This is a genomic window from Candidatus Agathobaculum pullicola, from assembly GCF_052117205.1.
In the GTDB taxonomy this organism is placed as follows: domain Bacteria; phylum Bacillota; class Clostridia; order Oscillospirales; family Butyricicoccaceae; genus Agathobaculum; species Agathobaculum pullicola.
Window position 1 is genome coordinate 13,101 of record NZ_JBQKJP010000025.1, and the last position, 25,312, is coordinate 38,412.

Consider the following 25,312-nt stretch of genomic DNA (forward strand, 5'->3'; position numbering starts at 1 on the left):
CCAGCCCCACTATTCCGTATGACTATCATACCACACGCCGGGGCTGGCTGTACAGTCCTTTCTGCTTCTTTACGTCCCGTCAAATTGCCGATTTTTGTGTAGCAGCTTCCGCTTCCAGCACTTTCAGCATTTTATCGGCGGCGGTGGCGGTGGTGTCCTGCTTGAAATAGCCGGAAACGACAAGGACAGAATTACCTATGCGGATTTCCGTCACGCAATCCGGGCGGCGGGTGCTGCGGTCATTCTTTGGGGTGTTGGTCATAGGCGGCTCTCCTTTCTGTTCATCAGCTTTTTCAGTTGTCCCATTTTCTCCTGCGCCGTGGCTTTTCGGAAGTTGCTCCCGGTAAAGCGGACAGGAGAACACATTTCAATCAGACGGTCATAAATGCGGGCGTGGGCGGTGTCCTCCGGGTGCTGCAAGTCCTCCAGCGTGAGATTAGTCGTGACGATCAGCGGCCTGCCGCTGCGGTAACGGCTGTCAATCACGTTGTAGACCTGCTCTAAGCCGTATTCCGTTCCCCGTTCCATTCCAAAATCGTCAAGGATAAGCAGCGGGAAGCTGCAAAGTCGGGAGATATATTCATTCCTGCCCTCAAAGCTGGCGGCAAGGTCACCCAATATCAATGCAAAGTTTGTCATGCACACGGGGATTTCACGCTCCATAAGGGCATTTGCGATACAGCCCGCAAAATAGCTCTTGCCTGTGCCAACGCCGCCCCATAGCAGATAGCCAATGTTGCGCTCTTTCATGGTTTCCCAGTTCTCCACATAGAAATGGGCGTGTTCCATTTGCGGGCACTTGCCGTTGTCGTTCTCAAACGTCCAGCCCTGCATAGCCGGGTCTGTAAAGCCCCGCCGCTTCAACCGCTCGACAGTTTCAAGGTGACTGCGCTGTTTCTCTGCGGCTTCCCGTTCCTCACGCTCTGCCCGCTGGCAGTCACATTCTGCCGGGTGGCGGTCACGCCCCAGCCATGCGGCGGTTTCTTTGGGGAAATAGCCCTCTTTGGGCTTGTGGCACTTCCCGCAGTATAAAAGCCCGTCCTCGCCGGTGTAGTCCTCCGGCTCCGGCGTGGTGTCGGTCATATTCAAAATCATTTCATCAAATCCATTCGTCATAAGCTCTCGCCCTCCTTACAGGTATAATCGGGTATGCCCTTTTTCGGGGCTTTCTTGGCTGCGTCCTCCTGCGCCCACTTGAAAATCGTGGCTGCATGGCTCTTGTATTTCCTCCCGCTGGAAGCGATATGGCAGGATAGGCGGTCAATGTAATACTCCCACTTGCCGGGAAGCTCTGTTTTCAGCCCGTCAAGCTCCGTATCGGAAAGAATGACATTGTGGTATCTGCCATAGGCGGCGGGGGCGGGGTGTCCCGTTTCTAACTCTCTCTCTTTTTCTATTTCTATATCTATCTCTTTCTCTATCTCTATCTCTGGTGGACAAATGTCCGCTCGATATGGTGGACATTTGTCCGCCCCTGTCTGCGGCAGGGCTTTTTGTTCCTGCAAAGCCAGCCGCGCCCTGCGCTTGCGCTCCCCCTCGGTAGAGGACTGGCCGATTAAAAGCTCAATGTTGCTCATGTAGAGTGCGCCGCTTGGCAAAGGCTCCACAAGCCCCAGCTTCATAAAGATTTTCAAAGCTCTCTCTACGGTACCTACCTGCTGGCGGGTAATGGTCGCAATCATCTGGGCGGTGTAGGGGATATTCTCGTCAAGCTGCAATTTCCCGCCGTTTTTCAGCGATTTCAAGTACAGCTTCAAGAGAATGTTGGAATAGATAACGCCGTCCTGCATACTTTCCAGCAGAACGATTGCATCATCGTCAAAATAGCTCTCTTTCAGCTTGAGGTAGTAATATTTGCGGTTATCTGCCATAGGCTGCGTCCTCCTTTTTCCAGCGTTTGGAATAATAGCGAGGGCATAGTATGATAACCGCCCGGAAGCTCTGTTTGCAGTCACGGGTGCAGCCCCGGCATAGGTCGTTGTAAGTGATACGGTTGCGGTGGTTGAGGAAGAAAGACCATTCCAGCCGCCGCTTCTTGCTCATTCTCGGCAATGGTAAGCTCCTTTCTGCCGTTCCTATCGGTGTAGCGGGATAGGGGGCATTTTCTGTATGTTCTCGGTATCATTTTCGGGCTTTTTCTGCCCTGTAAGCCCCGTTTGGAAGTCGGGGAGTATTGCGGTAAGGGTTCATATCATACCTGTATTTTTGTAGGGTTTCGGTATCATTTCGGGGCGGTCTTTAACGCTCCTGTTCACGCTTTTTCTGCTGGCTCGGTGCGCCCCTTAAAATCTGGTCGATATTGCGTCTGACTGTCTGAAGCTCCTGCGCCCGCTGGCGTTTCTCCCGGTAGTCGTTATATCCGGCGTTCTTCTGGACGGTAAGCTGCTCAATCTCCCTTTGCAGGGCTTTGCTGGCTGGCAGCTTGGTTATTCCATGCTCCCGGAAATAACGGGCGGCTGTGTCCGCTATGATAAAATCGCTTTCGTGCTGTTCCCGGTAGGCTCTCCGGGCTTTCTCCGATTTCTGCGCTTTCAGACCGTCACGGGCGGGCTTCGTGCCGATATAGCCCAAAAGGTTGCGCTGCAATTCCTTTTTCTCCCGGATAGCGGCTTCCAGCCCTTTCAGTCCGGCAAGGCTCTCCTGCGTGGCGGTGTTGGCTGCGGAAATGGCAGCGTCCAGCTCGTCCGGGGAAGAAAAGCCATACTGCTGGTAGAGCATGAGGGTAGCCGACATCTGTTTGAGGTTGTGCATGGTCGCCCACTTCTCATAGCCCCGTCCTTTCCCCTCGGCTCGCTTGGCGGCTATGTCTACCATGCGCTGTACAGCGTCATTGTTCGGGGCGTTTTTCGCTTCTTTTTTCGTCCGTAAGCGGTCTTTGATACTGCCGGGGTATTCCGCTATGGCTGCGGGTTTTTCGGCGGCTCTGGCGGCGTTCTGCTCCAAAACGGAGAGGACAGCAGCCCGGTCAAAATCGTCCCCCAGCTTCCGGGCGGTAATTGGCTTCGTCCTGTCCGGCGTGAGGTAACTTAGCCGCCCCCGGCTCTCCTTGACGGTCACACCATGCCGGAGAAGCAGGGCGGCAAACTCATCAAAGCCGGAAGCAGCGGCAAGGGCTTCCCGGATAGTCCGGCGCAGCTTCGCCTTATCCGTTTCAAACTTGGTCTGCCGGGGCGCGATACCGTCCGCAGCAATAGGGGCGTTGGCTCTGTCAAGGGCAGCCTGTCCTTTCTTCTGCGCCCAATACTCACGCTCGGTAATGCGTTCTTTGCTGCCGTTCAAAAGGTCTATCTGGTAAAGCCCCTCGCTGTGGCACATCTCCATGACTTCGGCTTTCAGATAGTTCATAGCTGCGTCCGTACAGCGGTGCTTGCAGCCTGCTTTCCTGTCCGCTGGCCTGTCCATGTGGGGCAGCATGGGAACCTCCGCAATCCGCAGACTGTTAATGACGATATGCACATGGATATTTTCGGTGTGGCTGTGTCCGTCCGGGTGGGTGCAGACAAGGGCCTGGTGTCCGGGGAAATGCTCGGCGCAGAACTTCTCGCCCAGCTCCTGCGCCCGATCAACGGTCAAGCCGTTGTCCGGGCCGTCCCGTGGGTCAAAGCTGATGATGTAGTGGTGGCTCTTTACGTCCTCCCGTTTCTGGTTCTTGCCGTAGCGGAGATTGGAGCGCATACAGGCAACGGCAAAATCCTCCCCGCCACAATTCAGAGAGGATATGCGGTAGTCTACCCTCGGTATGAGCCGCCCATCTGCGTCAAGGGTGGGCTTCATGGTAAACTCGTCATGCTCGAATGTGAGGTATTTTTCAGCGTCCCCGTAGTTGGCATTTTTAGAGCTGATATGTTTGAGTATCGCCAACGGCTTCACCTACTTTCTGCAAGACTTCAAACTTCAAGGCGGCAAGGTCGGCGGCGGCTCCCCGCACTTCCTTTTCCAGCCCCCGGTAGGGGCTTCCGTATTCGTTCAGGCTCCGGGCAATCTGGTTTAAGTTGCCGCCGATTTTCCCGTACTCTGCCGTGAGCTTGGAGAGGGCGGCAAGCAGCCCGTCATTGACCGGGGAAACGGTGACAATGGGGCGTATGGTCGCTTTCCGTATGGCTTGCCGGATAAACTCGGACTGGCTGATTTCATAAGCCGCCAGCCGCCCGGTGAAGTCGGCGTATTCTTCATCGGTCATGCGGGTCTTTACCACATGACGGCGGTGGGGCGTATTGTATTTCTTTCGCATGGTCTGTGACCTCCTTTCTCGCCCGACAGGGCGCATAGCAGGGTTTGGGGAAGGCACTCCCCAACAAGATTCCCGCAGGGGCAAAAATAAGCGGAGAGCGAATTTTGGCACCTCGGTAGAATCTTGCTCTGAAAAACTCCGGCGTTCCCCGGCTCCCGTCCTTTCCGCTAACAAAACGTTTCAAAAGGGCTTTGCTACCCGCTATTCCGGCTTATCTTGAAAATTTTCCTTTCACTACCTACAACACCACGCAAAGCAAAATGGACGGAGATTTTTAGAATTTCCCCTCTATTCCCTACAACACCACGCAAGCCGGAATAGGCGGACAATGGCAGTATTTTTTTCTTTGATACCCTCTACGGATAAGTAAGGGATTTTGCCAACTGCGGCGGCTATTTTCCCTTTTGTTTTTTCATACTGGGGATTTTCAAAAATGCCAAACAGGAACGAAAAAAAGCAGCAAATCTGTTGAATAGATTTACTGCTTTCTGGTTGCCGGCGAAGCGGCGGTTATTCAGTTGTAGGCGGTAGGGCTATCTCCCAAAGCGGAACTTGAAAATAGCTGTGAGAAGCGTCTGGGTGATGTAGTCCTCTGTATCTTGGTCTACCCGTCCATTCACACGGGCGGCACATTGTATGCGGCGGCGGTAATACTGCAATACAGTTCCCACCGCTTCCGGCTCCCCGCTGGCGGCTTGGACGATTGTTTCATAGGGGAGAAGCCTATTATTTCTCATATGCCATTCCCTCCATTTCCGCTTGGAGCTGCCGTAGGGCTTTTCGGATATGGTAGCCCGCTGTGCTGCGGCTGCGCCCGTACTGTCTGCCAATTTCGTGCTGTGGAATACGCTTGAAAAAGGACAGGTAAATCATTTCCCGCTCCCGTTCGTCCAGCCGTGACAGGGCTTCCGCAAGTAAACCGCTGCTGAAAATGACCGTATCGCCGCAAAGGGTAAGTATGTATTCCTCGTCCGGCTCCGGGGCTTGGAAATATTCATCTGTCGTGCCTAAAGGGTAGTGCTTTTCGTCTGTGAGGTATTCAAGGGATATTTCTCTTTTGTGCTTCCTGCTCCGTGTCCTCGCTGCGTTGATCGTTGCATTTCGGATATTTAGTTTGTCAGCTTGACAAATAAAGGGTTAAGGAATATAATTAGATTCAGTATTATACAAGGAGTTAATAAATATGCGGCAAGGTATTCTTAAATAAACTGTCAATTTGATAGTGGGAACAAAAAGTAGCAGTCCCGTTTCACTTTTAATATGGGGCTTAGTTTTTTGTACCCAGTTTAAGAATACTTTTATCATGTAATTTTATATGCCCGAAAACATATAAGTGTTTTGGGGCTATTGGAGTTATTTACCCAGTGATAGGAGTATTTATCACTGGGTATTTTTATGCCCTTTTTTGGGTGTTGATAGGAGGAAAATCACATGAAAATAATTAACTTAGGCATTCTGGCTCACGTTGACGCAGGAAAGACAACATTAACGGAAAGTTTATTGTATACCAGTGGTGCAATTGCAGAACTAGGGAGCGTAGATGAAGGCACAACAAGGACAGATACAATGAATTTGGAGCGTCAAAGGGGAATCACTATCCAGACAGCAGTGACATCTTTTCAGTGGGAGGATGTAAAAGTCAACATTATAGATACGCCAGGCCATATGGATTTTTTGGCGGAAGTATACCGTTCTTTATCCGTATTAGACGGAGCAGTATTATTAGTTTCTGCAAAGGATGGCATACAGGCACAGACCCGCATACTGTTTCATGCACTACAGACAATGAAGATTCCGACAATTTTTTTCATCAATAAAATTGACCAAGAGGGGATTGATTTGCCAATGGTATATCGGGAAATGAAAGCAAAGCTTTCTTCGGAAATTATAGTGAAGCAAAAGGTTGGGCAGCATCCCCATATAAATGTAACGGACAATGACGATATGGGACAGTGGGATGCGGTAATTATGGGAAACGATGGACTATTAGAGAAATATATGTCAGGGAAACCGTTTAAAATGTCAGAACTGGAACAGGAAGAAAACAGGAGATTCCAAAACGGAACGTTATTTCCCGTTTATCACGGAAGCGCTAAAAACAATCTTGGGATTCGGCAGCTTATAGAAGTGATTGCCAGTAAGTTTTATTCATCAACGCCTGAAGGTCAATCTGAACTATGCGGGCAGGTTTTTAAGATTGAATATTCAGAGAAAAGGCGGCGTTTTGTTTATGTGCGTATATATAGCGGAACATTGCATTTGAGGGATGTTATTAGAATATCTGAAAAAGAGAAAATAAAAATCACAGAGATGTGTGTTCCGACAAACGGGGAATTATGTTCATCCGATACAGCCTGCTCTGGTGATATTGTAATTTTACCAAATGATGTTTTGCAGCTAAACAGTATTTTGGGGAACGAAATGCTGTTGCCGCAGAGAGCATTTATTGAAAATCCTCTCCCTATGCTCCAAACAACGATTGCAGTAAAGAAATCTGAACAGCGGGAAATATTGCTTGGGGCACTTACAGAAATTTCAGATGGCGACCCTCTTTTAAAATATTATGTGGATACTACAACGCATGAGATTATACTTTCTTTTTTGGGGAAAGTGCAGATGGAAGTCATTTGTGCCATCCTTGAGGAAAAATATCATGTGGAGGCAGAAATAAAAGAGCCTACTGTTATATATATGGAAAGACCGCTTAGAAAAGCAGAATATACCATCCACATAGAAGTCCCGCCAAACCCTTTCTGGGCTTCTGTCGGGTTGTCCATAGAGCCGCTCCCTATTGGAAGCGGAGTGCAGTATGAAAGCAGAGTTTCACTTGGATATTTAAACCAATCGTTCCAAAATGCGGTTATGGAGGGGGTCCTCTATGGCTGCGGGCAGGGGCTGTATGGATGGAAAGTGACAGACTGTAAAATCTGTTTTGAATATGGATTGTATTATAGTCCTGTAAGTACCCCCGCAGACTTTCGGCTGCTTTCCCCTATCGTATTGGAGCAGGCTTTAAAAAAAGCAGGGACAGAACTATTAGAGCCATATCTCCAATTTGAAATTTATGCACCGCAGGAATATCTCTCACGGGCGTATCATGATGCCCCAAGGTATTGTGCAGATATTGTAAGTACCCAGATAAAGAATGACGAGGTCATTCTGAAAGGAGAAATCCCTGCCAGATGTATTCAAGAATACAGGAACGATTTAACTTATTTCACAAATGGGCAGGGAGTCTGCTTGACAGAGTTAAAAGGATACCAGCCAGCTACTGGTAAACTTATTTGCCAACCCCGCCGCCCGAATAGCCGTATAGATAAGGTTCGGCATATGTTCCACAAGTTAGCCTAACAGCTTTACATTGACAACACAAGCCCATTTGCTATAATTCCGTGAAGAAGAACGGTCATGTTGTTCTAATTTCAGTATCGGAGGTATTCATTATGGCAAACTGCAAAAACGGAAACAAGTCTTTTAACGGCGCTTTGGGTACTTTGGGAGGTCTTTTCTAAAATCACCGTTAGAAAGGGCTGAGAAGTTTGCCCTTCCTGCGCGGCAGTCGGGCTTGTTTCACAAATTAATTCGTAAAGGAGAATGTAACTTCATGTTTTCTAAAAATTCAAAGGCATATTCTGTCTATCTGCTGTTCCGATTTGTCTTTTCCCTGGCGGCTTCTATGGCCACAGTGCTTTCCATCGTGTACCACCTGGAGGTGGTGCAGCTGGATGCTTTTCAGCTTGTCCTGGTGGGGACTGTTCTGGAAACCTCCTGCTTTCTGTTCGAGATACCCACCGGTGTGGTGGCGGATTTGTATAGCCGTCGGCGCTCGGTGCTGATTGGAATGTTCCTCTACGGCCTGGGCTTTCTGATGGAGGGTGCGCTGCCGTGGTTCGCGACGGTTCTGCTGGCCCAGGTTGTCTGGGGTTGCGGTGATACCTTCATCACCGGCGCTCTGGATGCGTGGATTGCCTCGGAGGAAGAGGACAAGCCCATGGATAAGGTGTTCCTGCGTGGCAGTCAAATGGGGCAAATCGGCGGCGTTCTGGGCGTGGTGCTGGGCACACTGCTGGGAAACATAAACCTGCAAATGCCTATCATCTTGGGGGGCAGTTTGTGCTTGCTGCTGGGGCTGGTGCTGGTTCGCATCATGCCAGAAACCAACTTCTCCCCTGCTATTGAGGAACGGCAGGGCTTGCTTAAAGACTTTGTCTGCCTGTTCAAGCTCAACCTGGGCTTTGTGAAAGGCGCACCTGTGTTGCTGGCGCTCTTAGCAATCACACTGTGCGGGGGACTTGCCAGTGAAGGCTTTGACCGGCTCTCCACCGCTCATTTTCTGGATGACACGGTAATACCCGTTATCGGGCCACTGAACAGCGTCACTTGGTTCGGTGTTATCAGTCTTATCGGCAACGGCTTAGGTATTCTGGCTTCTCAGTTGCTCATCGCCCGCATGGAGAAAAAAGGGACTGTCAGCCGAACCAGTGTGGTCATGTCCACCAGCGCCGGGTATATCCTGTGCCTAGTTCTCTTTGCGGTGGGGCGGAGCTTTTGGTTCATGTTGTTGATGTTCCTCCTGGCGGGGCTTATGCGCACCATCAAGGAGCCGGTGCTGGCCGCCTGGATGAACGACCATGTGGAGGAGAAAATGCGCGCCACAGTCTTTTCTACCAGTGGACAACTGGACTCTTTCGGGCAGATCATCGGCGGGCCTATTGTGGGGCTGGTAGCCCAACAGGTGTCCATACCCTGGGGGCTGGTCTGCACCGCTTTCCTGCTGTTGCCCGCGCTGTTCTTGGTGCCAGTGGCGGGAAAGAAGCGGGATTGATATGGCATAGTTAAGTTTACTGACGAGCGGGAGATTACTTCCGCTCGTCTTCATTTAGTAGCGCAAAATTTGAGGACTCTTTATTTCCTTATTCGGTATAGCGGAGGCGGCTGTCAATTCGACATAATTTTCTTGTGATACTTTACCGTACATGAGCATAAGCCCTGAGAGTCGCACATACGTTTCAATTTGTTTGTCCTCCTCCGGCGATACACGAAACGCTACGGTTTTGTTACGCCATCGGTTATGCTCATCTCTGTTTTTCAATGACATTTTACTTGCCCCTTTCCATATCTAACTTATCCGCCATTTCAGCCTGCTTTGACGGGAATAAGTGTGCATAGTTGTAAGTTATATCAATGCTTTCGTGTCCCACACGGTCTGCAATAGCCGTTGCAGAGAATCCCATATCAATCAGCAAACTAACGTGGCTGTGGCGGATATCGTGAATACGGATTCTTTTTACGCCTGCTTCTTTTGCGCCTCTGTCCATTTCTCTGTGCAGATAGCTTTTTGTAACAGGAAACATTCTGTCCTCCAAACCTACATCGTAGAGCATTTTCAGATAGTCCTGCATTTCATCACAAAGGAACTTCGGTAACTGAATTGTGCGGTTGCTTTTCTCTGTTTTCGGAGGAGTAATAATATCTCTGCCGTTTAAGTGCTGAAACGACTTATTGATTGTAACCGTTCGCTTTTCAAAATCGAAATCAGCAGGAGTAAGAGCTAACAGCTCGCCCTCACGAATACCCGTCCAATAGAGCATTTCAAACGCATAGTATGACATCGGCTTATCCATCATTGCATCAGCAAACTTCAAATATTCCTCTTTCGTCCAGAAAAGCATTTCACGATTTTTCTTTTTACCCATACTGCCCGCCTTTTGACAAGGGTTTTCTTTCAGGTTGTAGTATCTGACAGCATGGTTGAATATCGCAGACAGCTGATTGTGAATTGTTTTCAAATATACGGGAGAATAGGGCTTGCCGTTATCGTCCTTATAATTGATAAGCTCATTTTGCCAAGTGATTATTTGTTGTGCGGTTATGTTGCACATCTTCAGCTTACCGAAATAGGGGATTAGTTTTGTTTGGATGATATGTTCCTTGGTTGCCCAAGTGTTCTCCTTAATACGTGCCTGCATATCCTCGGTATAATGCTGCACAAAGCTCTTAAAGGTCATATCCAAATCACCACCCAGCTTGTTAAGCTGTTCTCGCTCCCAAGCCTGTGCTTCACGCTTTGTTTTGAATCCTCGTTTCTGCGACTGCTTTCGCTCACCGTTCCAATCGGTGTAACGGTAAAGCACTCGCCAAGTGTTCGTTTTTTCTTCTTTATATACTGCCATTGTTTAATCCCTCTCTTTCTTAGTTGCACCGTAGCAGGTGCGTTCCATAAAATATTGCTTATTTACTCGCCCTGAAATTGTCATAAACCCTTTTTCTTTCAGTTCGGCATTTAGCTTTTGGACGATTTTGTAAGCGTAAGATTTTGAGATACCCAGTTCCTGAGCCACTTCATCCACTCGCATAAAGCTTGCACTCTCCATTTAATCACCCCCTTACTTTTTTGATAATTCAATTATTTAGTGTCGGAGAACTTTCTGACCGCATTCCGATTTGCCCGAGCGGATATGCCATTACCGTGACATATGACGGTTATTCTGTTGTTGTGCAAACGACCTAACTCTATTTGCTTAACTATTATACTAAACAAATTCAGTAAAGTCAAGTGGCTTTTGAGAAAATATTTACTCTTTTTGCTTTAGTTGCCTTGACATACACTAAACATATATGATATACTTATCGCATATTACATAAACAAGGAGCGTAATTGCTATGGCAATCGGTGAAAGAATTCGTTTCTTCCGCAATCTGCGGGGAATGACACAAAAGTATCTGGGAACGGTAGTCGGCTTTCCCGAAAAGACCGCTGACATCCGTATGGCGCAATATGAATCAGGCTCAAGAACGCCGAAAGCTGATTTAACAGAAAGTCTTGCCGGCGTGCTTGGAGTTTCTCCGCTGGCTCTGTCTGTCCCCGACATTGACAGTTATCTTGGTTTAATGCACACACTGTTTACATTAGAGGATCGCTATGGATTGACAGTTGAAAAGACTGAGAGCGGCGTTTCTATGCATGTTGATCCCCGCAAGGGAAAAGATGCTGCCGAGCTTTCCGAAATGATAAATGCGTGGGCAGAACAGGCTGAAAAATACCGCAAAGGCGACACCAGCCGTGAGGACTACGACAAGTGGCGTTATAACTATCCGAAATATGATGAAAATTCCGGTTATGTGAAAGTCCCGTCACAGGCACTCAGTAACGAAATGATTGAGGTTTTCAAAGACCGACTGAAAAACGATTAAATACAAGCATAAGAAAAAGAGCTAACTGACTTATCAAAAAATCAGTTAGCTCTTTACTTTTACAATAATTCAAATAATGTTGCCATTTTGTTGCCAAGGAGGGCTTTCAAACGGCAAAAAGCCTTTATTTACAGGCTTTTTCACGGGTGTGAAATCATTCCCACTCGATGGTTGCCGGGGGTTTGGAGGTGATGTCATAAACAATACGATTAATATGGCTCACCTCGTTGACGATACGCACTGAAATTCGATCCAAAACATCGTAAGGAATACGTGCCCAATCCGCCGTCATAAAGTCACTTGTTGTAACGGAGCGCAGTGCCAGCGTGTAGTCATAGGTGCGTCCATCCCCCATGACGCCAACCGAACGCATATTGGTCAGTACCGCAAAATACTGGTTCATCGTGTGTTCCAAACCAGCCTTCGCAATCTCATCGCGGAAAATAAAATCTGCTTCACGCAGGATATCCAGTTTCTCTTTCGTAATATCACCGATCACACGAATAGCCAGCCCCGGTCCCGGGAAGGGCTGGCGCATGACCAGATATTCCGGCAAGTCAAGTTCGCGGCCAAGCTGACGCACCTCGTCCTTAAATAGCAAGCGAAGCGGCTCAATAATTTCCTTAAAATCCACAAAATCCGGTAATCCGCCCACATTATGATGGCTTTTGATCACCGCAGCATCACCTGCACCGGACTCAATCACATCCGGATAGATTGTGCCTTGTACCAGATAATCGACTTTGCCGATTTTCTTGCCCTCTTCTTCAAAGACGCGAATAAATTCCTCGCCAATAATCTTGCGCTTGGTCTCCGGATCAGACACACCTGCCAACTTGCCAAGGAAACGAGCCTCTGCGTCAACGCGAATAAAATTAATATCCCACTTTGCAAACGCAGCCTCAACCTCGTCGCCCTCATCCTTGCGCATCAGACCATGATCGACAAACACACAAGTCAGCTGGTTGCCCACAGCCTCTGCCAGCAGCGCCGCAGCTACGGAAGAGTCTACGCCGCCAGACAGCGCGAGCAGCACCTTGCCATCGCCAACCTGTTCACGAATATTCCGAATCGAGTTATTCTTGTAGTCCTCCATGGTCCAGTCGCCCTTAGCGCCGCAAATCTCATAAAGGAAATTCTTCAGCATCAACGAACCGTTTTCCGTATGATTTACTTCCGGATGATACTGTACACCATAAAAGCCGCGCGCCTCATCTGCAATTGCCGCAGTCGGGCACATTTCCGTATGCGCTACCAAAGAGAAGCCTTCCGGCACCTTTGCCATGTAGTCGCCATGGCTCATCCAGGAAATCCCCTGCTCCGGCAGCCCCTTGAACAGCTTGCAGGAAGTATTATAAAACGTCTCTGTTTTGCCATATTCACGTGCAGTGTCCTCCTGCGCCGCGGTTACTTCACCGCCGAGCGTATGCGCCATCAGCTGACAGCCGTAGCAAATACCGAGCACAGGGATACCCAATTCAAACAATGCCGGGTCACATTTCGGGGACTTTTCATCATACACGCTGTTCGGTCCACCAGTAAAGATAATGCCGATAGGATTCATGGCGCGAATTTCATCAATCGAGGTTTTATACGGCTTCACCTCGCAATACACATGATGTTCACGCACACGGCGTGCAATCAGCTGATTGTACTGGCCGCCAAAATCGAGCACCAGAACAAACTGATGATTCTCCATCGTTGAACTCCTTTCTATTCCTTGCTTTCCTGTTTAAAATTATGCCACAATCCTGCAATTTCGGCAAGTATTTTCGTATGATTTTCCTCCTTTCATCAAGTCTCCCGAAACCTCGCCCAAAGTTTTGGAAATTTTATGTATATAGTGCTTCTATTCGGTGCATACTGCCATCAGAAACTCCGTTTGGAAAGGGTGAACAAAGTTGAGGGCAGATAAAAAACTATGGACCGCTGTAATCTTGCTTCCCATCACCATTTTGATCATGGCGGCAGCCATTGCGTCCAGTCTGCTAACCGCATCGGCTGCTGGAAATATTCCCATAGCTCAAGTGGTAGAAGCCGAAACATATGTTGAAATTCCCATCGAAGTAGAATTGCAGGCCATGGATACGGACAATGATATTGTGCTATATCAACTAACCGAAGAGCCTCGACTCGGAACAGCCAGCATACAGGGCAATATTCTATCTTACTCTCCCGGTGCCAAAGCCGGAAAGGACAAGTTTTCGTATACGGTGGTTGACGCGGAGGGCAATACTGCGCAGGCAGCAAGTATCACCATCAACGTACAGAAAAATCGTGCAGGGCTCACCTATTCGGATATGGTCGGCAACCCCGCTCATTATGCTGCCATCTATCTTGCAGAAAACGGCATTATGACCGGCGAAAGCATTGGCGGGTGCTCCTTCTTCCGTCCCACACAGACGGTAACGCGCAGCGAATTTATTGCGATGGCAACGTCCATCGCTGAACTTCCTGTTGTGCCTACCGAACAAACTGATTTTGCAGACGATGGCGGTCTGTCCGCATGGGCAAAGCCTTTTGTGAGCACGGCTGCTGCCAGCGGACTGATCAACGGCTATCAAACCTCCGGTGGCCTGAGCGAAATTCGAGGTCAAAACCCGATCACACTGGCTGAAGCGAGCGTAATCATCAACAATCTTCTGTCCGAAACTATGGACGGACTACAGTATACACTGGCGGATACGCACAGCGATATGGATTGGGCACGCAGTGCCATCAGTAGTCTGGACCGCTTGGATATTCTATCCCCTCTTGCATCCATGCAGAGTGATGACAGTCCCATCACACGGCAGGATGCCTGCGAAATGCTGTATCGAGCGATGTGCCTGATGCAAAGATAGACGGCATGTGACACAGCGCAAAGGCGCACAAAAAGCCCGGTTTAGGATTTTCCTAAACCGGGCTTTATTTTGTTTCTCTTCTTCTTGTCGCATGACAGAAAGCATGTTAAAATATAGAAATTCTTATTTCCGATTTTAAATTCTAAATAAAGGATGGTTCTCATGAAAAAAATGCTTGCTCTGCTAACGGCGGTCGGTCTGCTGATAGCATCCGCCGGCGCTGCTTCAACCATGCCCAGCAATTGGGCGCAAAAGGCTGTGCAGACCGCACAGGAAGCCGGGCTGGTGCCGGAAGCGCTGAACACAGCCTATGATACTGCCATCACACGGTCGGAATTCTGCTCGCTTGCTGCATCTCTGTATTGCATTTGGCAAGCAAACGGGCAGCTCAAAGACATCACGCCCGATCCGGTTTCCTTCACCGACTGCACGGATGAGAATGTGCTGCTGTGCGCATCCATCGGTGTGGTAAACGGTGTAGGAGACGGACGATTTGCCCCCGACTCCCCCATTCAGCGGCAGCAAGCAGCATCCATGCTGCATCGTTTGGCAACGCTGCGCACCGACTATGTTGACAGCACGAAAAATAAGATGCCCCACGTCTTTATTGACGGCGAAAACATCCGCTCATGGGCGCGCAGCGACGTGTATTGGGCCTGTAACAGTGGGATAATGACCGGCACAGGCAACAACGCATTCCGGCCGACCGGACAGTACACGCGAGAGCAATCCATTGTCACCATCCTGCGGCTCTACGATACATCTTATGCTGCCCCGCCTGTGGCAAACGCGGAAATACCCTATCATACCGTCCTTGACAACTCTGGTGCAGGCGTATCCCGTATGCATCTGGAGGATAAGGACGGCAATCGCCTGCTGACCGATTTTGAAGATACCGACGGTTATTTCTATGACATCACCGTATTCGGCGACTGGGTTGGTCTGATGTGGAACGAGCACGCCACTGCTGCGCTCTATCAGCCGACAACCGGCAAGCGCATAGATGGTTATTATTTTGATGGCATCGATGAGAAATATGGCGTAGCATGGGCATGGGCCTATGATGGTAAAGATGCTTTGGTTGTTTATGCCGACGGTACCACGGGAAAAACATGTATCCCTGAAACCATGTGGAGCGAGGGACGCGCCCTTGTATGGGCGGATGCCAATACGTTGGCCGCCATTGATAAAAACGGCAACACACTTTGGCAGTATAAGACTTCTGTCGATCAAGATACTCTTTTCTACGGCTTAGGAGATCGGCTGGTGATTGAGAAAGGCAATACCAATGCGCTGCTCACAAACGGCAAATTGGGTGCTGCTCAGACCTATTCCATTACACCGAGTAAATGGAGCACTAATTACATTGGTGGCAATAACGGATATTACACACTTTACGACCAAAATGGAAAAACACTGACCGGCAGCTATGCCAATGCACTTGATGAGGTTGGACAGGATATTTATTGCCGCTGGGTGAGTAACACCCAGTACGAGTACTTTCATTGTGCAGCAGGCGGCAGCCCGACCATATGTTGTTGCTCTGCGTCAGAATTGCCAAACGTTTGGAAAGCTCCTTGCTCTTCCATTTTCTGATGTCCTTTCCTTCAAAATGCACCAGACCGCCGTCATGCGCAATAAGACGGGAAATCATGCCCATTACCGTTGATTTTCCCGCGCCGTTAGGCCCAATCAGAGAGATGACCTTACCCTTTGGAATGGCAAATGTTACACCGTTTACAACGGTTTTTCCATCATACTGTTTTGTCAGTTCTTTTATCTGCATGATTATACCTTCTTTCTTGTCAGGAGTAGATACAGGAAATATAATCCTCCGCCCACCGTGATAAAGACACTCACCGGAACGGCATAAGTATAGACATGCTCCACGATGAGTTGCCCGCCAACCAGTACTATCATACCGAATAAGGCAGACCCCAATACCAACTGAGTATGGCGGAAGGTCTTAAGCAGCTGGCGCGAGAGATTGGCAATGATAAGCCCCAAAAAGGAGATTGGCCCTACCATAGCCGTAGCTACAGCGATGCACAGCGTCACGCCCAGCAACAAGCGCCGAATACAGCGATCATAGTCCACGCCAAGATTGATTGCCTGATCCTTTCCCAAAGTAAGCACATCCAATAGCCCCAGCTCCTTGCGAAGAACAACAATGATGCTCACCAGAAGAACAAGCGAAAAAACGATAATATCAGCGTTAATATTGCTAAAGCTTGCCACCAGCGTATTCAGTAAGCTGTCATATTCATTGGGATCCATCACTCTGGTCAGGGTTGTCTGGATACTGCCGAAAAAAGATGTCAGCACCGTGCCAACCAAAAGCACATACAGCACGTTATGCTTTGTCTTTTGAAATATCCAGCTGTAAATTATAGTGGCCGTAATTCCCATCAACACCACATCCACCGCGAATGACAAATTTGCATTGGAGGCCACCAGGCTGGCAGAACCGAGAAAGAACACCACTGCCGTATGAATCAAGGTATAAAGCGAGTTCATGCCGAGCAGACACGGCGTGACAATGGTGTTGTTAATGATAGACTGGAATACGACGGACGCCCCACCAATGGAAAATGCTGTGATCAGCATGACAATCAGTTTAGGCGTGCGAATTTTCAAAGCATAGGCCAATAGCTTGGGATTGGAAAAATTCACCTCTACCAGCATATAGCCGACCGCACACAACAATACAATCGCGGCAAGAATCAGAAGTTTTCGCCGATTTGCGCGAACTGCAAGGGTATTCATTGTTCTGCCCCTCCCTTCAGACAAGGCATGGCAGAGCAGCAACCTGTCCCGGCGCCGCCCATGCGGATTGCTTTCCGGCCATACTTGAGCCGATAGAATAACAGTGCGATAAAGATGAGGCTGCCCAGCGCTCCAACGATAAGCTCGATAGGCAACTCATAAGGAAAGATAACAACCCGACCGATCATGTCACACACCAGCACAAAAACAGCACCAAACAGCGCAGTATCCACCAAAGTGCCGCGAATTTTATCACCCTTATACATGGCAACCACATTGGGTACTATGAGACCGATGTATGAAATCGCTCCAACCACCACAACGATGCTGGCGGTGATCATCGCGGCGATAGTGAGTCCTGCGAAAAGAACCAGATTATAGGGCACGCCCAGATTCTTGGAAAAATCCTTACCCAGACCCACGATGTTAAAGTGATTGGCAAATAGAAAAGCCAGTACAACCAACGGAACGGTCAGCCAGACGATCTCATACCGACCTTTCAGCACCAGAGAAAAATGCCCGACCAGCCAAGAGGACAATGCCTGCGTCATCTCATATTTGTACGCCAGATAACTGGTTATGCCGCCGATGACATTGCCGAACATGATTCCTACAAGCGGAACCATTACCACATCTTTGAATGAAATACGCTGAATAAACCACACAAATATCCATGTACCTAATATGGCTGCGGCAAAGGCAAAAAACGCCCGCGTCCACAGTGTGGAAGTCGGCATAAATAGCAGCGCCAGTAGAATACCGAACTGCGCCGAGGAAATCGTAGCGCCGGTAGTGGGTGAAACGAACTTGTTGCTGCACAACTGCTGCATAATCAGACCTGCCACACTCATACCCACGCCAGTACACAGAATGGCCAGCAATCTCGGCAATCTGGAAACGAGAAATATTTCCCATAGATTCAGATCTCCTGCCAGCAATGCTTGCGGATTCATCTCAATCACGCCGACAAACAGAGAGCAGCAAGACAAAACAAGCAGCAAAGCAGACAGCACAAAAGTGGAACGAAATTGTTTGATAGGACTCTCCCCCTTAATTTAAAATGAGTTAGCTATAACTAACCTCCTAATAACATAAAACGATGTACAGCGGCGATTGGACTTACCATGCGTCACGCACTGCACATCGTATGCTTATTATATCACACCGAGTTAGCCATATGCAACTGTTAAAAATTTCTTTTTGGCGATCATATGCAGGATCATTCTGACAATCTGCGGCGAGCACGGCAATGGCCGCGTGTGCAGCGCTTTCCACGCCACCTTGCCGACCAGCTCTTTCTCTTCTTCCTTTCCCTTATTTACGCTTATGTGCCATGACCGTCACCATAGTCATACAAACTACCGCAATGCGTCCTTCATCGATTTCACGTACGCGCCGATGTGTGCAGGCGCATCTTTTCCGTATGTTTCCAGCAGCTTTATAATGGCCGAACCGACAATAGCGCCGTCAGAAATATCCGCCATTTTCCTTGCTTGCTCCGGCGTGGAAATACCAAACCCAATTGCGCAAGGGATATCGGTATTTTCTCTTACCACTTTGACGATAGACGCAAGATCTGTCTTGATTTCGCTCCTCATCCCCGTCACACCGAGACTGGAAACAATATATAAAAACCCCTCCGCTTCTTTTGCAATCATTGCAATGCGGTTTTCTGATGTAGGCGCGATCAGCGACACCAAGTCAACGCCGTATTTATGGCAGAACGGCAGGAATTCCTCTTTTTCCTCAAACGGTAAGTCGGGCAAAATCAATCCGTCAATCCCGATATCTTTGCAGGTGGAGATAAAGCGCTCCGCACCGTAAGAAAATATAACATTGGCGTAGGTCATAAAAACCATGGGCACCGTTACATCACGTCGTAGTTCCTTGACAAAATCAAAAATTTTATCTGTGGTAATTCCTCCGCGCAGGGCACGAAGGTTCGCTGCCTGAATCACAGGTCCTTCAGCGGTAGGATCGGAAAACGGGATGCCCAGCTCGATGAGATCTGCGCCGCCGGCTACGGCAGCACGGACCGCGGCGGCAGTCGTTTCCAAATCCGGGTCACCACAGGTGATAAAGGCGATAAACGCCTTTCCGTTTTCAAATGCACGTCTTATCTTACTCATGAATGTTCTCCCCTCTGTAACGGGCAATGGCGGCGCAATCCTTGTCGCCTCTGCCGGAAATGGTGATAACGATAATTTTCTCTTTCTCCATCATTGGGGCAATCTTCATCGCGTGTGCAACGGCATGCGCCGATTCAATTGCCGGAATGATCCCCTCGGTTTTTGCCAGATATTCAAAAGCGTTGACCGCCTCATCGTCTGTGACCGGAACATATTCCGCTCTGCCAATATCATGCAGGTAGGCGTGCTCAGGACCAATACCGGGATAGTCCAGCCCCGCGGAGATGGAATAAACGGGTGCAATCTGGCCATATTTATCCTGACAAAAATAGGACTTCATACCATGGAAGATACCTACCCTGCCGGTGTTGACGGTGGCCGCCGTCTCAAAGGTATCAATTCCCCTACCCGCTGCCTCGCAACCAATTAATCGGACATTCTCATCTTGGATGAAATGATAGAAGCTGCCGATGGCATTGGAACCGCCACCCACACAGGCGATCACCGCATCAGGCAATCGGCCTTCCTTTTGACAAATTTGTTCCTTGATTTCTTTGGAAATAACCGCCTGAAAATCACGAACGATGGTCGGGAACGGGTGCGGTCCCATCACGGAACCGAGACAATAATGGGTATCGCTGATACGGGCAGTCCATTCACGCATCGCTTCGGATACCGCATCCTTCAATGTGGCTGTTCCGGTTTTGACCGGAATGACCTCCGCGCCCAGCAACCGCATACGGTACACATTGAGTGCCTGACGAATGGTATCTTCTTCGCCCATGAAGACTACGCACTCCATACCCATCAGTGCAGCGGCGGTTGCTGTGGCAACGCCGTGCTGCCCCGCACCCGTTTCTGCGATCAGTCTGGTTTTACCCATCTTTTTTGCAAGCAGCGCCTGACCGAGCACATTATTGATCTTGTGTGCACCCGTGTGGTTCAAATCCTCACGCTTGAGATAAATTTTCGCACCGCCAAGGTCTTGTGTCATTTTTTCGGCAAAGTACAGTCTTGACGGTCTGCCCGCATATTCGTTAAACAGTTCGGTAAGCTGGCTGTTGAACGCAGGATCGTTTTTATAGTGTTCATATGCTTCTTCCAGTTCGATGACAGCATTCATCAGTGTTTCGGGAATATACTGTCCGCCGTGGATACCGAAGCGTCCGTTTGGATTGGTCATCTCTTATCTTCCTTTCTGACCGCGGCAACAAACGCCGCCATTTTTGTTTTATCTTTTCTTCCATCCGTTTCGATACCTGAGCTGACATCGACCGCAAATGGGTGTAGTGTCCGGATGGCTGCACCAACATTACCGGATTCCAGTCCTCCGGCAAGAAAATACGGTCGATGGATATTGCGTATCAGATTCCAGTCAAATACTGCCCCTGTACCGGCGCCCGAATCCAAAAGAACGAAATCCGCAGCGCTTTGCTCTACATCCGCAATGTCGCTTGCCGTTTTGATGCGAAAAGCCTTCATGATCGGCCGCTTGGTGTGCCTACGCAGCTGCGTAATATAATCGTCGCTCTCGTGGCCGTGAAGCTGTGCGATGTCAATTATGCCATTGTTCAAGCAGTCGGCAACGGTTTCCGGCTTTTCATCGACGAACACACCCACCGCTTTGATATCGGAGGCAAGCATTTGCTTCAGTTCTCCGGCTTTTTCGGGCGTCACGTATCGTTTGCTTTTTGGCGCAAAAACAAATCCGACATACTGCGGCTTTAGCTCGTTTGCAACCCGGATATCGCTTTCTCTGGAAAGACCGCAGAACTTTATCCCTGTCATAACGCACCTCGCAGTTCGCTAAGCTTGGCTTTTTTGTCAGATGCCCGCATTAAGGCCTCGCCTATGAGTATAGCATCCACACCAATCTCGCGCAGCTTTGCCACATCGTCGACACTGCTGACCCCGCTTTCGGAAACGAACAACACATCCGACGGTATCAGTTCCCGCAGCCTGCGGCTGTTATCGGGATCTACGGAAAAATCCTTGAGGTTGCGGTTATTCACACCGATAAGGCGTGCTCCGGCATGCAATGCCGTTTGCACCTCGCTTTCATCGTGCGCCTCGACCAGAGCGGACAGCCCAAGTTCATCGCAAATGCTGATATACGCTTTGATTTGCGCCTCGCTCAGGATAGCGCAGATGAGCAGAACCGCTGATGCACCGAGTGCTTTCGCGTGGTAAATCATGTATTCATCCACCGTGAAGTCCTTGCGCAGACAAGGAACGGAAACGGCGTTTGCGATTTCCTCCAAATACTTATCGCTGCCCAAAAACCATTTTGGTTCAGTCAGCACAGAAATGCAGTCCGCTCCCGCTTGCTCATACTCCTTTGCAATTTGCAGATATGGAAAGTCCGGTGCGATAATGCCTTTGGACGGAGACGCTTTTTTGCACTCGCAAATGAAAGATATTTCCGGCGTTCGCAATGCGTTTTCAAAGGCGAAGCTTCCTTTTGGGAGCGAAAGCGCTTGTCGACGAATTTCTTCAAGCGGTATATTGCTTTTTGCCTGCTCGGTACGCGCACGGGCGTGATCGGCAAGACGGTCAAGAATCGTCATGCCTCCACCTCCGGACGGTTGCTGACCGCAATGAATTTGTTAAGCGTTTGCAACGCCTTTCCCGAATCAATGATTTCCGCGGCAAGTTCAATGCCGTTCTGTATGCTGTCTGCCTTCCCGCCAATGTAAAGCGCCGTTCCCGCATTCATCAAAACCGCATTTCTCATGTGTCCTTTTTCGCCCCTTAAAATATCAAGCGTGATTTTTGCATTTTCCTGTGGCGTACCGCCCCGTAAATCCTCTTTGGTGCAGCGCGCAAAGCCGAAATCCTCCGGAGCGATGACAGAAGTCTTGAACCAGCCGTCTCTGATTTCGCATACGGTAGTCGGTGCACTCATAGAAATCTCGTCAAGCTTATCCTGTCCGTACACCACCATACCCCGCTTGATTCCCATATTGATTAGCACCTGTGCGAGCGGCTCAACCAGGTAATCATCATACACACCGAGCAACTGCATCGACGGAGCGCCCGGATTTGTCAGCGGTCCGAGAATGTTAAACACCGTACGGAAACCAAGCTCCTTGCGAATTGCGCCCACATATTTCATGGATGTGTGATACTTCTGCGCAAAAAAGAAGCACATACCGACCTCGTTTAGCAGCTCCTTACATTTTGCGGGGCTTTGCTGAATGTTCACACCGAGCGCTTCCAGACAGTCTGCCGTGCCGCATTGCGAGGAGGCTGCTCGGTTGCCGTGCTTTGCAACTTTCATTCCCCCCGCTGCCGCCACGAGGGCAGAAGTGGTGGAAATATTGAAGCTATGTGCATTGTCCCCGCCGGTACCCACAATTTCAAACAATTCCATACCGGTTTCGACTTTGGTTGCGTGTGCTCGCATCGCCGCTGCGCAACCTGCGATTTCATCGGTGGTCTCGGCTCTTGCGCTTTTGGTAGATAACGCGGCAAGAAACGCAGCGTTCTGTGTGGGTGAGGTTTCACCGCTCATGATTTCATTCATAACGGTATATGCCTCATCATAGGTGAGGTCTTCCTTATTTACAATCTTTACGATTGCTTCTTTAATCATGGCTCATATCTCCTTTATGAAATTTCTAAGCATCTGTTTTCCGTTCGGCGTCATGATGGATTCGGGATGAAACTGCACGCCATAGATGGGATACGTTTCATGCTGCACCGACATGATTTCACCGTCAGTGGTAACAGCAGTGATTTTCAAGCATGCCGGAATGGTATTGGCCTCTGCCGCAAGCGAGTGATAGCGGGCTACCGGAGCGCTTTCGGGACAGCCGCAAAACAATGGACATTCCGTATCAAACTTAACGGTCGACTGTTTTCCGTGCATTAATTTTTTTGCATAGGTGATGGTTGCGCCAAATGCGGCACATATGGCCTGATGGCCGAGACAAACGCCGAGAATCGGAATTTCCTTTCCGAGTTCCGTTACGGCTTGGATGAGCACGCCTGCATCTTGCGGTCTGCCCGGACCGGGAGAAAGGATAATGCGGTCGGGATGCAAGGCGCGGATTTCCTGAACTGTCATTTCATCATTTCGGATAACCTTGATATCCGGCTCAATTTCTCCGATGAGTTGATACAGATTATAAGAAAAACTATCATAGTTATCTATCAAAAGGATCATAATTCCGCCTCCTGTGCAAGTTCAAGTGCTTTCAATGCAGATTTTGCTTTGTTCAGGCACTCTTCAAACTCCTTTTCGGGAACGGAATCCGCTACAATTCCGGCTCCACTTCTGACAAAAACCTTGCCATTTTTCTTGTAGGCAATGCGAATGGCAATGCAGGTGTCCATATTGCCGGTGAAGTCGATATATCCAATGGCACCACCGTAAATACCGCGCTTGTTGTTTTCCAGTTCTCCGATGAGCTGACAGGCCCGAATCTTTGGCGCACCGGAAAGTGTTCCGGCAGGGAGCACCGCTTCAATCGCATCGAGCGCATCTTTATCCTGACGAATCTGGCCTTGCACCGTAGAGCCGATGTGCATGACATGGGAAAAACGTTCGATGCAGTGCAGCTTTTCTACCGCAACCGTGCCGAATCTGCTGATTTTACCGAGATCATTTCGCCCTAAATCGACCAGCATATTGTGTTCGGCAAGCTCCTTTTCGTCTGCAAGCAACGCTGCTTCCAACGCTTTGTCCTCTGCATCGGTTTTTCCTCTGGGTCTTGTTCCCGCCAGTGGAAAAGTATGCAGCACGCCGTTTTCTAACTTCACCAGCGTTTCGGGAGACGCACCTGCAACCTCTACATCCGTTCCCGAGAAATAAAACATATATGGCGAAGGGTTGATGGTGCGAAGCACACGGTAGGTATTGAGCAGGCTGCCTTCAAAGGGAGCGCTTAGTCGATTGGAAAGCACAATTTGGAAGATATCCCCCTCTCGAATATAATGCTTTGCTCGCTCTACCATGCCGCAGAATTGTTCTTTGTCAAACAACGGGGTAACTTCGCCCAGCAGCCTACCGCCCGGCTCATGCTTCTTTGCACCATTCCGAATCAGATCGACAAGTCGGTTCAGTTCCATGACTGCTTTGTTATATTCGACTTCTACATCGCCCAGAGGCATATTGACGATGAGGATGATTTTCTGCCGGAGATGGTCAAAGGCGATGACCTTATCAAAAAGCATCAGGTCAATATCTTTAAAGGCTTCGGTGTCCTCCACATCACATCGCACCGCCGGCTCACTATATTTGAGAAAATCATAGGAGAAATAACCAACCAGTCCCCCGGTAAAGGTGGGCAGATGCTCCAAGCGGGGACTTTTGTAATCGGCAAGTATCTGACGGAGATAGTCAGACGGGTTATCCGTCTTGACTGTAACATTACCAGCTTTCATTTTACCGTCTATACAGGTGATCTCTAACTTCGGGTCAAAGCCAAGAAAGGTATATCGCCCCCAAGTCTCATTTGCCTGCGCGGATTCCAGCAGATAGCAATGCGTGGATACGTTTTTCAGTATCTTCATCGTTTCAATCGGTGTGGTGAAATCAGACAGGATTTCAAGGCTGACCGGCAGCACGTTATATTTCCCAGTAGCCGCAATTTTTTTCACATCACGCAGGTCCGGTGAAATCTTCATAGCAAATACCTCCAAACAAAAAACTCCTTTGACTTTCCGTCAAAGGAGTAAAACAAAAACGCCCCTGACAGAAATATGCTCTCTGTCAAGGACGAATAATATAAACACTATCCGCGGTGCCACCTTGATTCACGGCATGACCCGTGCGCTTAGCAGGATACCAACATATCCCCGGCAAATGACGTCTGCCTGCAACGTCGCAGAATACTCTGTGAAAAACACATTTGACTGCGCCCTCAGCGGTCCATTTGACAACTTGTTTCTTACCTGACTCTCAGCACCACAGGCTCTCTGTAAAGGCATCATTGCCGTTATCTCCGCTTCAACGGTTTGAATATGAAATTATGATTATTATACTCCCCACTGTTGTGGATGTCAATAGGTTTATCAGAATAACGGCAAACGGTTTTGTAGGAGTACAATACATCTTGGACAGTTGAATAAAAAAGGGATGAAGGATAAGGCCTCATCGGTTAAAGTTGAGTTGCTACACTTAACTTGACGAGAGGGGGCCATAT

General features: G+C 49.0%; 25 protein-coding genes and 2 pseudogenes. 5 read left to right on the forward strand and 22 right to left on the reverse strand.

Going from position 1 to position 25,312, the window contains the following annotated elements:
• Positions 1-79: 79 nt before the first annotated feature.
• The 8 genes from ACTQ3V_RS09615 to ACTQ3V_RS09650 form a co-directional block, all read right to left on the reverse strand.
• On the reverse strand, positions 80-262 hold the full coding sequence (locus ACTQ3V_RS09615) for a transposon-encoded TnpW family protein (RefSeq protein WP_002605634.1): 183 nt from the start codon (positions 260-262) through the stop codon (positions 80-82).
• A complete protein-coding gene (locus tag ACTQ3V_RS09620; protein ID WP_002605635.1) occupies positions 259-1,116 on the reverse strand; it encodes an ATP-binding protein in 858 nt (285 codons plus the stop codon). Before ACTQ3V_RS09620 ends, ACTQ3V_RS09615 begins: the two co-directional genes overlap by 4 nt.
• On the reverse strand, positions 1,113-1,871 hold the full coding sequence (locus ACTQ3V_RS09625; protein ID WP_002605636.1) for a phage replisome organizer N-terminal domain-containing protein: 759 nt from the start codon (positions 1,869-1,871) through the stop codon (positions 1,113-1,115). The genes ACTQ3V_RS09620 and ACTQ3V_RS09625 overlap by 4 nt, the downstream gene beginning before the upstream one ends.
• Complete coding sequence (locus tag ACTQ3V_RS09630; RefSeq protein ID WP_006058351.1) at positions 1,861-2,052, reverse strand: hypothetical protein; 192 nt, start codon at positions 2,050-2,052, stop codon at positions 1,861-1,863. Before ACTQ3V_RS09630 ends, ACTQ3V_RS09625 begins: the two co-directional genes overlap by 11 nt.
• A gap of 186 nt (positions 2,053-2,238) precedes the next feature.
• Complete coding sequence (locus tag ACTQ3V_RS09635) at positions 2,239-3,861, reverse strand: relaxase/mobilization nuclease domain-containing protein (protein WP_002602093.1); 1,623 nt, start codon at positions 3,859-3,861, stop codon at positions 2,239-2,241.
• Entirely contained in the window at positions 3,833-4,231 is a 399-nt protein-coding gene (locus ACTQ3V_RS09640; RefSeq protein WP_002602094.1) for a plasmid mobilization protein, read from the reverse strand. The genes ACTQ3V_RS09635 and ACTQ3V_RS09640 overlap by 29 nt, the downstream gene beginning before the upstream one ends.
• A gap of 533 nt (positions 4,232-4,764) precedes the next feature.
• The gene (locus ACTQ3V_RS09645; protein WP_002602095.1) at positions 4,765-4,968 is read right to left on the reverse strand and encodes a helix-turn-helix domain-containing protein; all 204 of its coding nucleotides are present in this window, start codon (positions 4,966-4,968) and stop codon (positions 4,765-4,767) included.
• Positions 4,958-5,362 (reverse strand): RNA polymerase sigma factor, encoded by a 405-nt coding sequence (locus ACTQ3V_RS09650; RefSeq protein ID WP_055151961.1) that lies wholly within the window; start codon positions 5,360-5,362, stop codon positions 4,958-4,960. The genes ACTQ3V_RS09645 and ACTQ3V_RS09650 overlap by 11 nt, the downstream gene beginning before the upstream one ends.
• A gap of 300 nt (positions 5,363-5,662) precedes the next feature.
• Between ACTQ3V_RS09650 and tet(O) the strand changes: the two genes are divergently transcribed.
• The gene (tet(O), locus tag ACTQ3V_RS09655) at positions 5,663-7,582 is read left to right on the forward strand and encodes a tetracycline resistance ribosomal protection protein Tet(O) (RefSeq protein ID WP_441467326.1); all 1,920 of its coding nucleotides are present in this window, start codon (positions 5,663-5,665) and stop codon (positions 7,580-7,582) included.
• Positions 7,583-7,835: 253 nt separating this feature from the next.
• Complete coding sequence (gene tet(40), locus ACTQ3V_RS09660) at positions 7,836-9,056, forward strand: tetracycline efflux MFS transporter Tet(40) (protein WP_441467327.1); 1,221 nt, start codon at positions 7,836-7,838, stop codon at positions 9,054-9,056.
• Between the two features lie 159 nt (positions 9,057-9,215).
• Here the strand turns inward: tet(40) and ACTQ3V_RS09665 are convergent.
• From ACTQ3V_RS09665 to ACTQ3V_RS09675, 3 genes and pseudogenes are all read right to left on the reverse strand, one after another.
• Positions 9,216-9,329: pseudogene (locus tag ACTQ3V_RS09665) on the reverse strand (plasmid mobilization protein); the annotation flags it as partial.
• A gap of 1 nt (position 9,330) precedes the next feature.
• A complete protein-coding gene (locus ACTQ3V_RS09670) occupies positions 9,331-10,404 on the reverse strand; it encodes a site-specific integrase (RefSeq protein WP_441467328.1) in 1,074 nt (357 codons plus the stop codon).
• 3 nt (positions 10,405-10,407) lie between these two features.
• Positions 10,408-10,605, reverse strand: coding sequence for a DNA-binding protein (locus ACTQ3V_RS09675; protein WP_441467329.1), 198 nt, complete (start codon positions 10,603-10,605; stop codon positions 10,408-10,410).
• 289 nt (positions 10,606-10,894) lie between these two features.
• Between ACTQ3V_RS09675 and ACTQ3V_RS09680 the strand changes: the two genes are divergently transcribed.
• On the forward strand, positions 10,895-11,425 hold the full coding sequence (locus ACTQ3V_RS09680; RefSeq protein WP_441467330.1) for a helix-turn-helix domain-containing protein: 531 nt from the start codon (positions 10,895-10,897) through the stop codon (positions 11,423-11,425).
• Between the two features lie 154 nt (positions 11,426-11,579).
• On the opposite strand, the gene guaA is transcribed toward ACTQ3V_RS09680, so the two are convergent.
• Positions 11,580-13,124: a glutamine-hydrolyzing GMP synthase gene (guaA, locus tag ACTQ3V_RS09685; protein WP_441467331.1), complete on the reverse strand. Its 1,545-nt coding sequence runs from the start codon at positions 13,122-13,124 to the stop codon at positions 11,580-11,582.
• 202 nt (positions 13,125-13,326) lie between these two features.
• Here guaA and ACTQ3V_RS09690 point away from each other — a divergent pair, with 202 nt between their 5' ends.
• Both ACTQ3V_RS09690 and ACTQ3V_RS09695 read left to right on the forward strand, forming a co-directional pair.
• A complete protein-coding gene (locus tag ACTQ3V_RS09690) occupies positions 13,327-14,268 on the forward strand; it encodes an S-layer homology domain-containing protein (RefSeq protein WP_441467332.1) in 942 nt (313 codons plus the stop codon).
• Positions 14,269-14,499: 231 nt separating this feature from the next.
• Positions 14,500-15,864 (forward strand): S-layer homology domain-containing protein, encoded by a 1,365-nt coding sequence (locus tag ACTQ3V_RS09695; RefSeq protein ID WP_441467342.1) that lies wholly within the window; start codon positions 14,500-14,502, stop codon positions 15,862-15,864.
• Here the strand turns inward: ACTQ3V_RS09695 and ACTQ3V_RS09700 are convergent.
• The 10 genes and pseudogenes from ACTQ3V_RS09700 to ACTQ3V_RS09745 all read right to left on the reverse strand — a co-directional run.
• Positions 15,833-16,054 (reverse strand): annotated as a pseudogene (locus ACTQ3V_RS09700) (ATP-binding cassette domain-containing protein); the annotation flags it as partial. The gene ACTQ3V_RS09695 and the pseudogene ACTQ3V_RS09700 sit on opposite strands and share 32 nt — an antisense overlap.
• Before the next feature lie 2 nt (positions 16,055-16,056).
• Positions 16,057-17,034, reverse strand: coding sequence for an iron chelate uptake ABC transporter family permease subunit (locus tag ACTQ3V_RS09705; protein ID WP_441467333.1), 978 nt, complete (start codon positions 17,032-17,034; stop codon positions 16,057-16,059).
• Positions 17,031-18,047 carry an ABC transporter permease gene (locus tag ACTQ3V_RS09710; RefSeq protein WP_441467334.1) on the reverse strand — a complete coding sequence of 339 codons (1,017 nt, stop codon included), beginning with the start codon at positions 18,045-18,047 and terminating at the stop codon, positions 17,031-17,033. Before ACTQ3V_RS09710 ends, ACTQ3V_RS09705 begins: the two co-directional genes overlap by 4 nt.
• A 345-nt stretch (positions 18,048-18,392) precedes the next feature.
• The gene (gene trpA, locus ACTQ3V_RS09715; RefSeq protein ID WP_441467335.1) at positions 18,393-19,163 is read right to left on the reverse strand and encodes a tryptophan synthase subunit alpha; all 771 of its coding nucleotides are present in this window, start codon (positions 19,161-19,163) and stop codon (positions 18,393-18,395) included.
• A complete protein-coding gene (gene trpB, locus ACTQ3V_RS09720) occupies positions 19,156-20,346 on the reverse strand; it encodes a tryptophan synthase subunit beta (protein WP_441467336.1) in 1,191 nt (396 codons plus the stop codon). The genes trpA and trpB overlap by 8 nt, the downstream gene beginning before the upstream one ends.
• A complete protein-coding gene (locus ACTQ3V_RS09725; protein ID WP_441467337.1) occupies positions 20,343-20,951 on the reverse strand; it encodes a phosphoribosylanthranilate isomerase in 609 nt (202 codons plus the stop codon). Before ACTQ3V_RS09725 ends, trpB begins: the two co-directional genes overlap by 4 nt.
• Positions 20,948-21,730: an indole-3-glycerol phosphate synthase TrpC gene (trpC, locus tag ACTQ3V_RS09730; RefSeq protein WP_441467338.1), complete on the reverse strand. Its 783-nt coding sequence runs from the start codon at positions 21,728-21,730 to the stop codon at positions 20,948-20,950. Before trpC ends, ACTQ3V_RS09725 begins: the two co-directional genes overlap by 4 nt.
• The gene (trpD, locus tag ACTQ3V_RS09735; RefSeq protein ID WP_441467339.1) at positions 21,727-22,758 is read right to left on the reverse strand and encodes an anthranilate phosphoribosyltransferase; all 1,032 of its coding nucleotides are present in this window, start codon (positions 22,756-22,758) and stop codon (positions 21,727-21,729) included. Before trpD ends, trpC begins: the two co-directional genes overlap by 4 nt.
• Positions 22,759-22,761: 3 nt before the next feature.
• Positions 22,762-23,331 (reverse strand): anthranilate synthase component II, encoded by a 570-nt coding sequence (locus ACTQ3V_RS09740; RefSeq protein WP_441467340.1) that lies wholly within the window; start codon positions 23,329-23,331, stop codon positions 22,762-22,764.
• Positions 23,328-24,794 carry an anthranilate synthase component I family protein gene (locus ACTQ3V_RS09745; RefSeq protein WP_441467341.1) on the reverse strand — a complete coding sequence of 489 codons (1,467 nt, stop codon included), beginning with the start codon at positions 24,792-24,794 and terminating at the stop codon, positions 23,328-23,330. Before ACTQ3V_RS09745 ends, ACTQ3V_RS09740 begins: the two co-directional genes overlap by 4 nt.
• Positions 24,795-25,312: the final 518 nt, after the last annotated feature.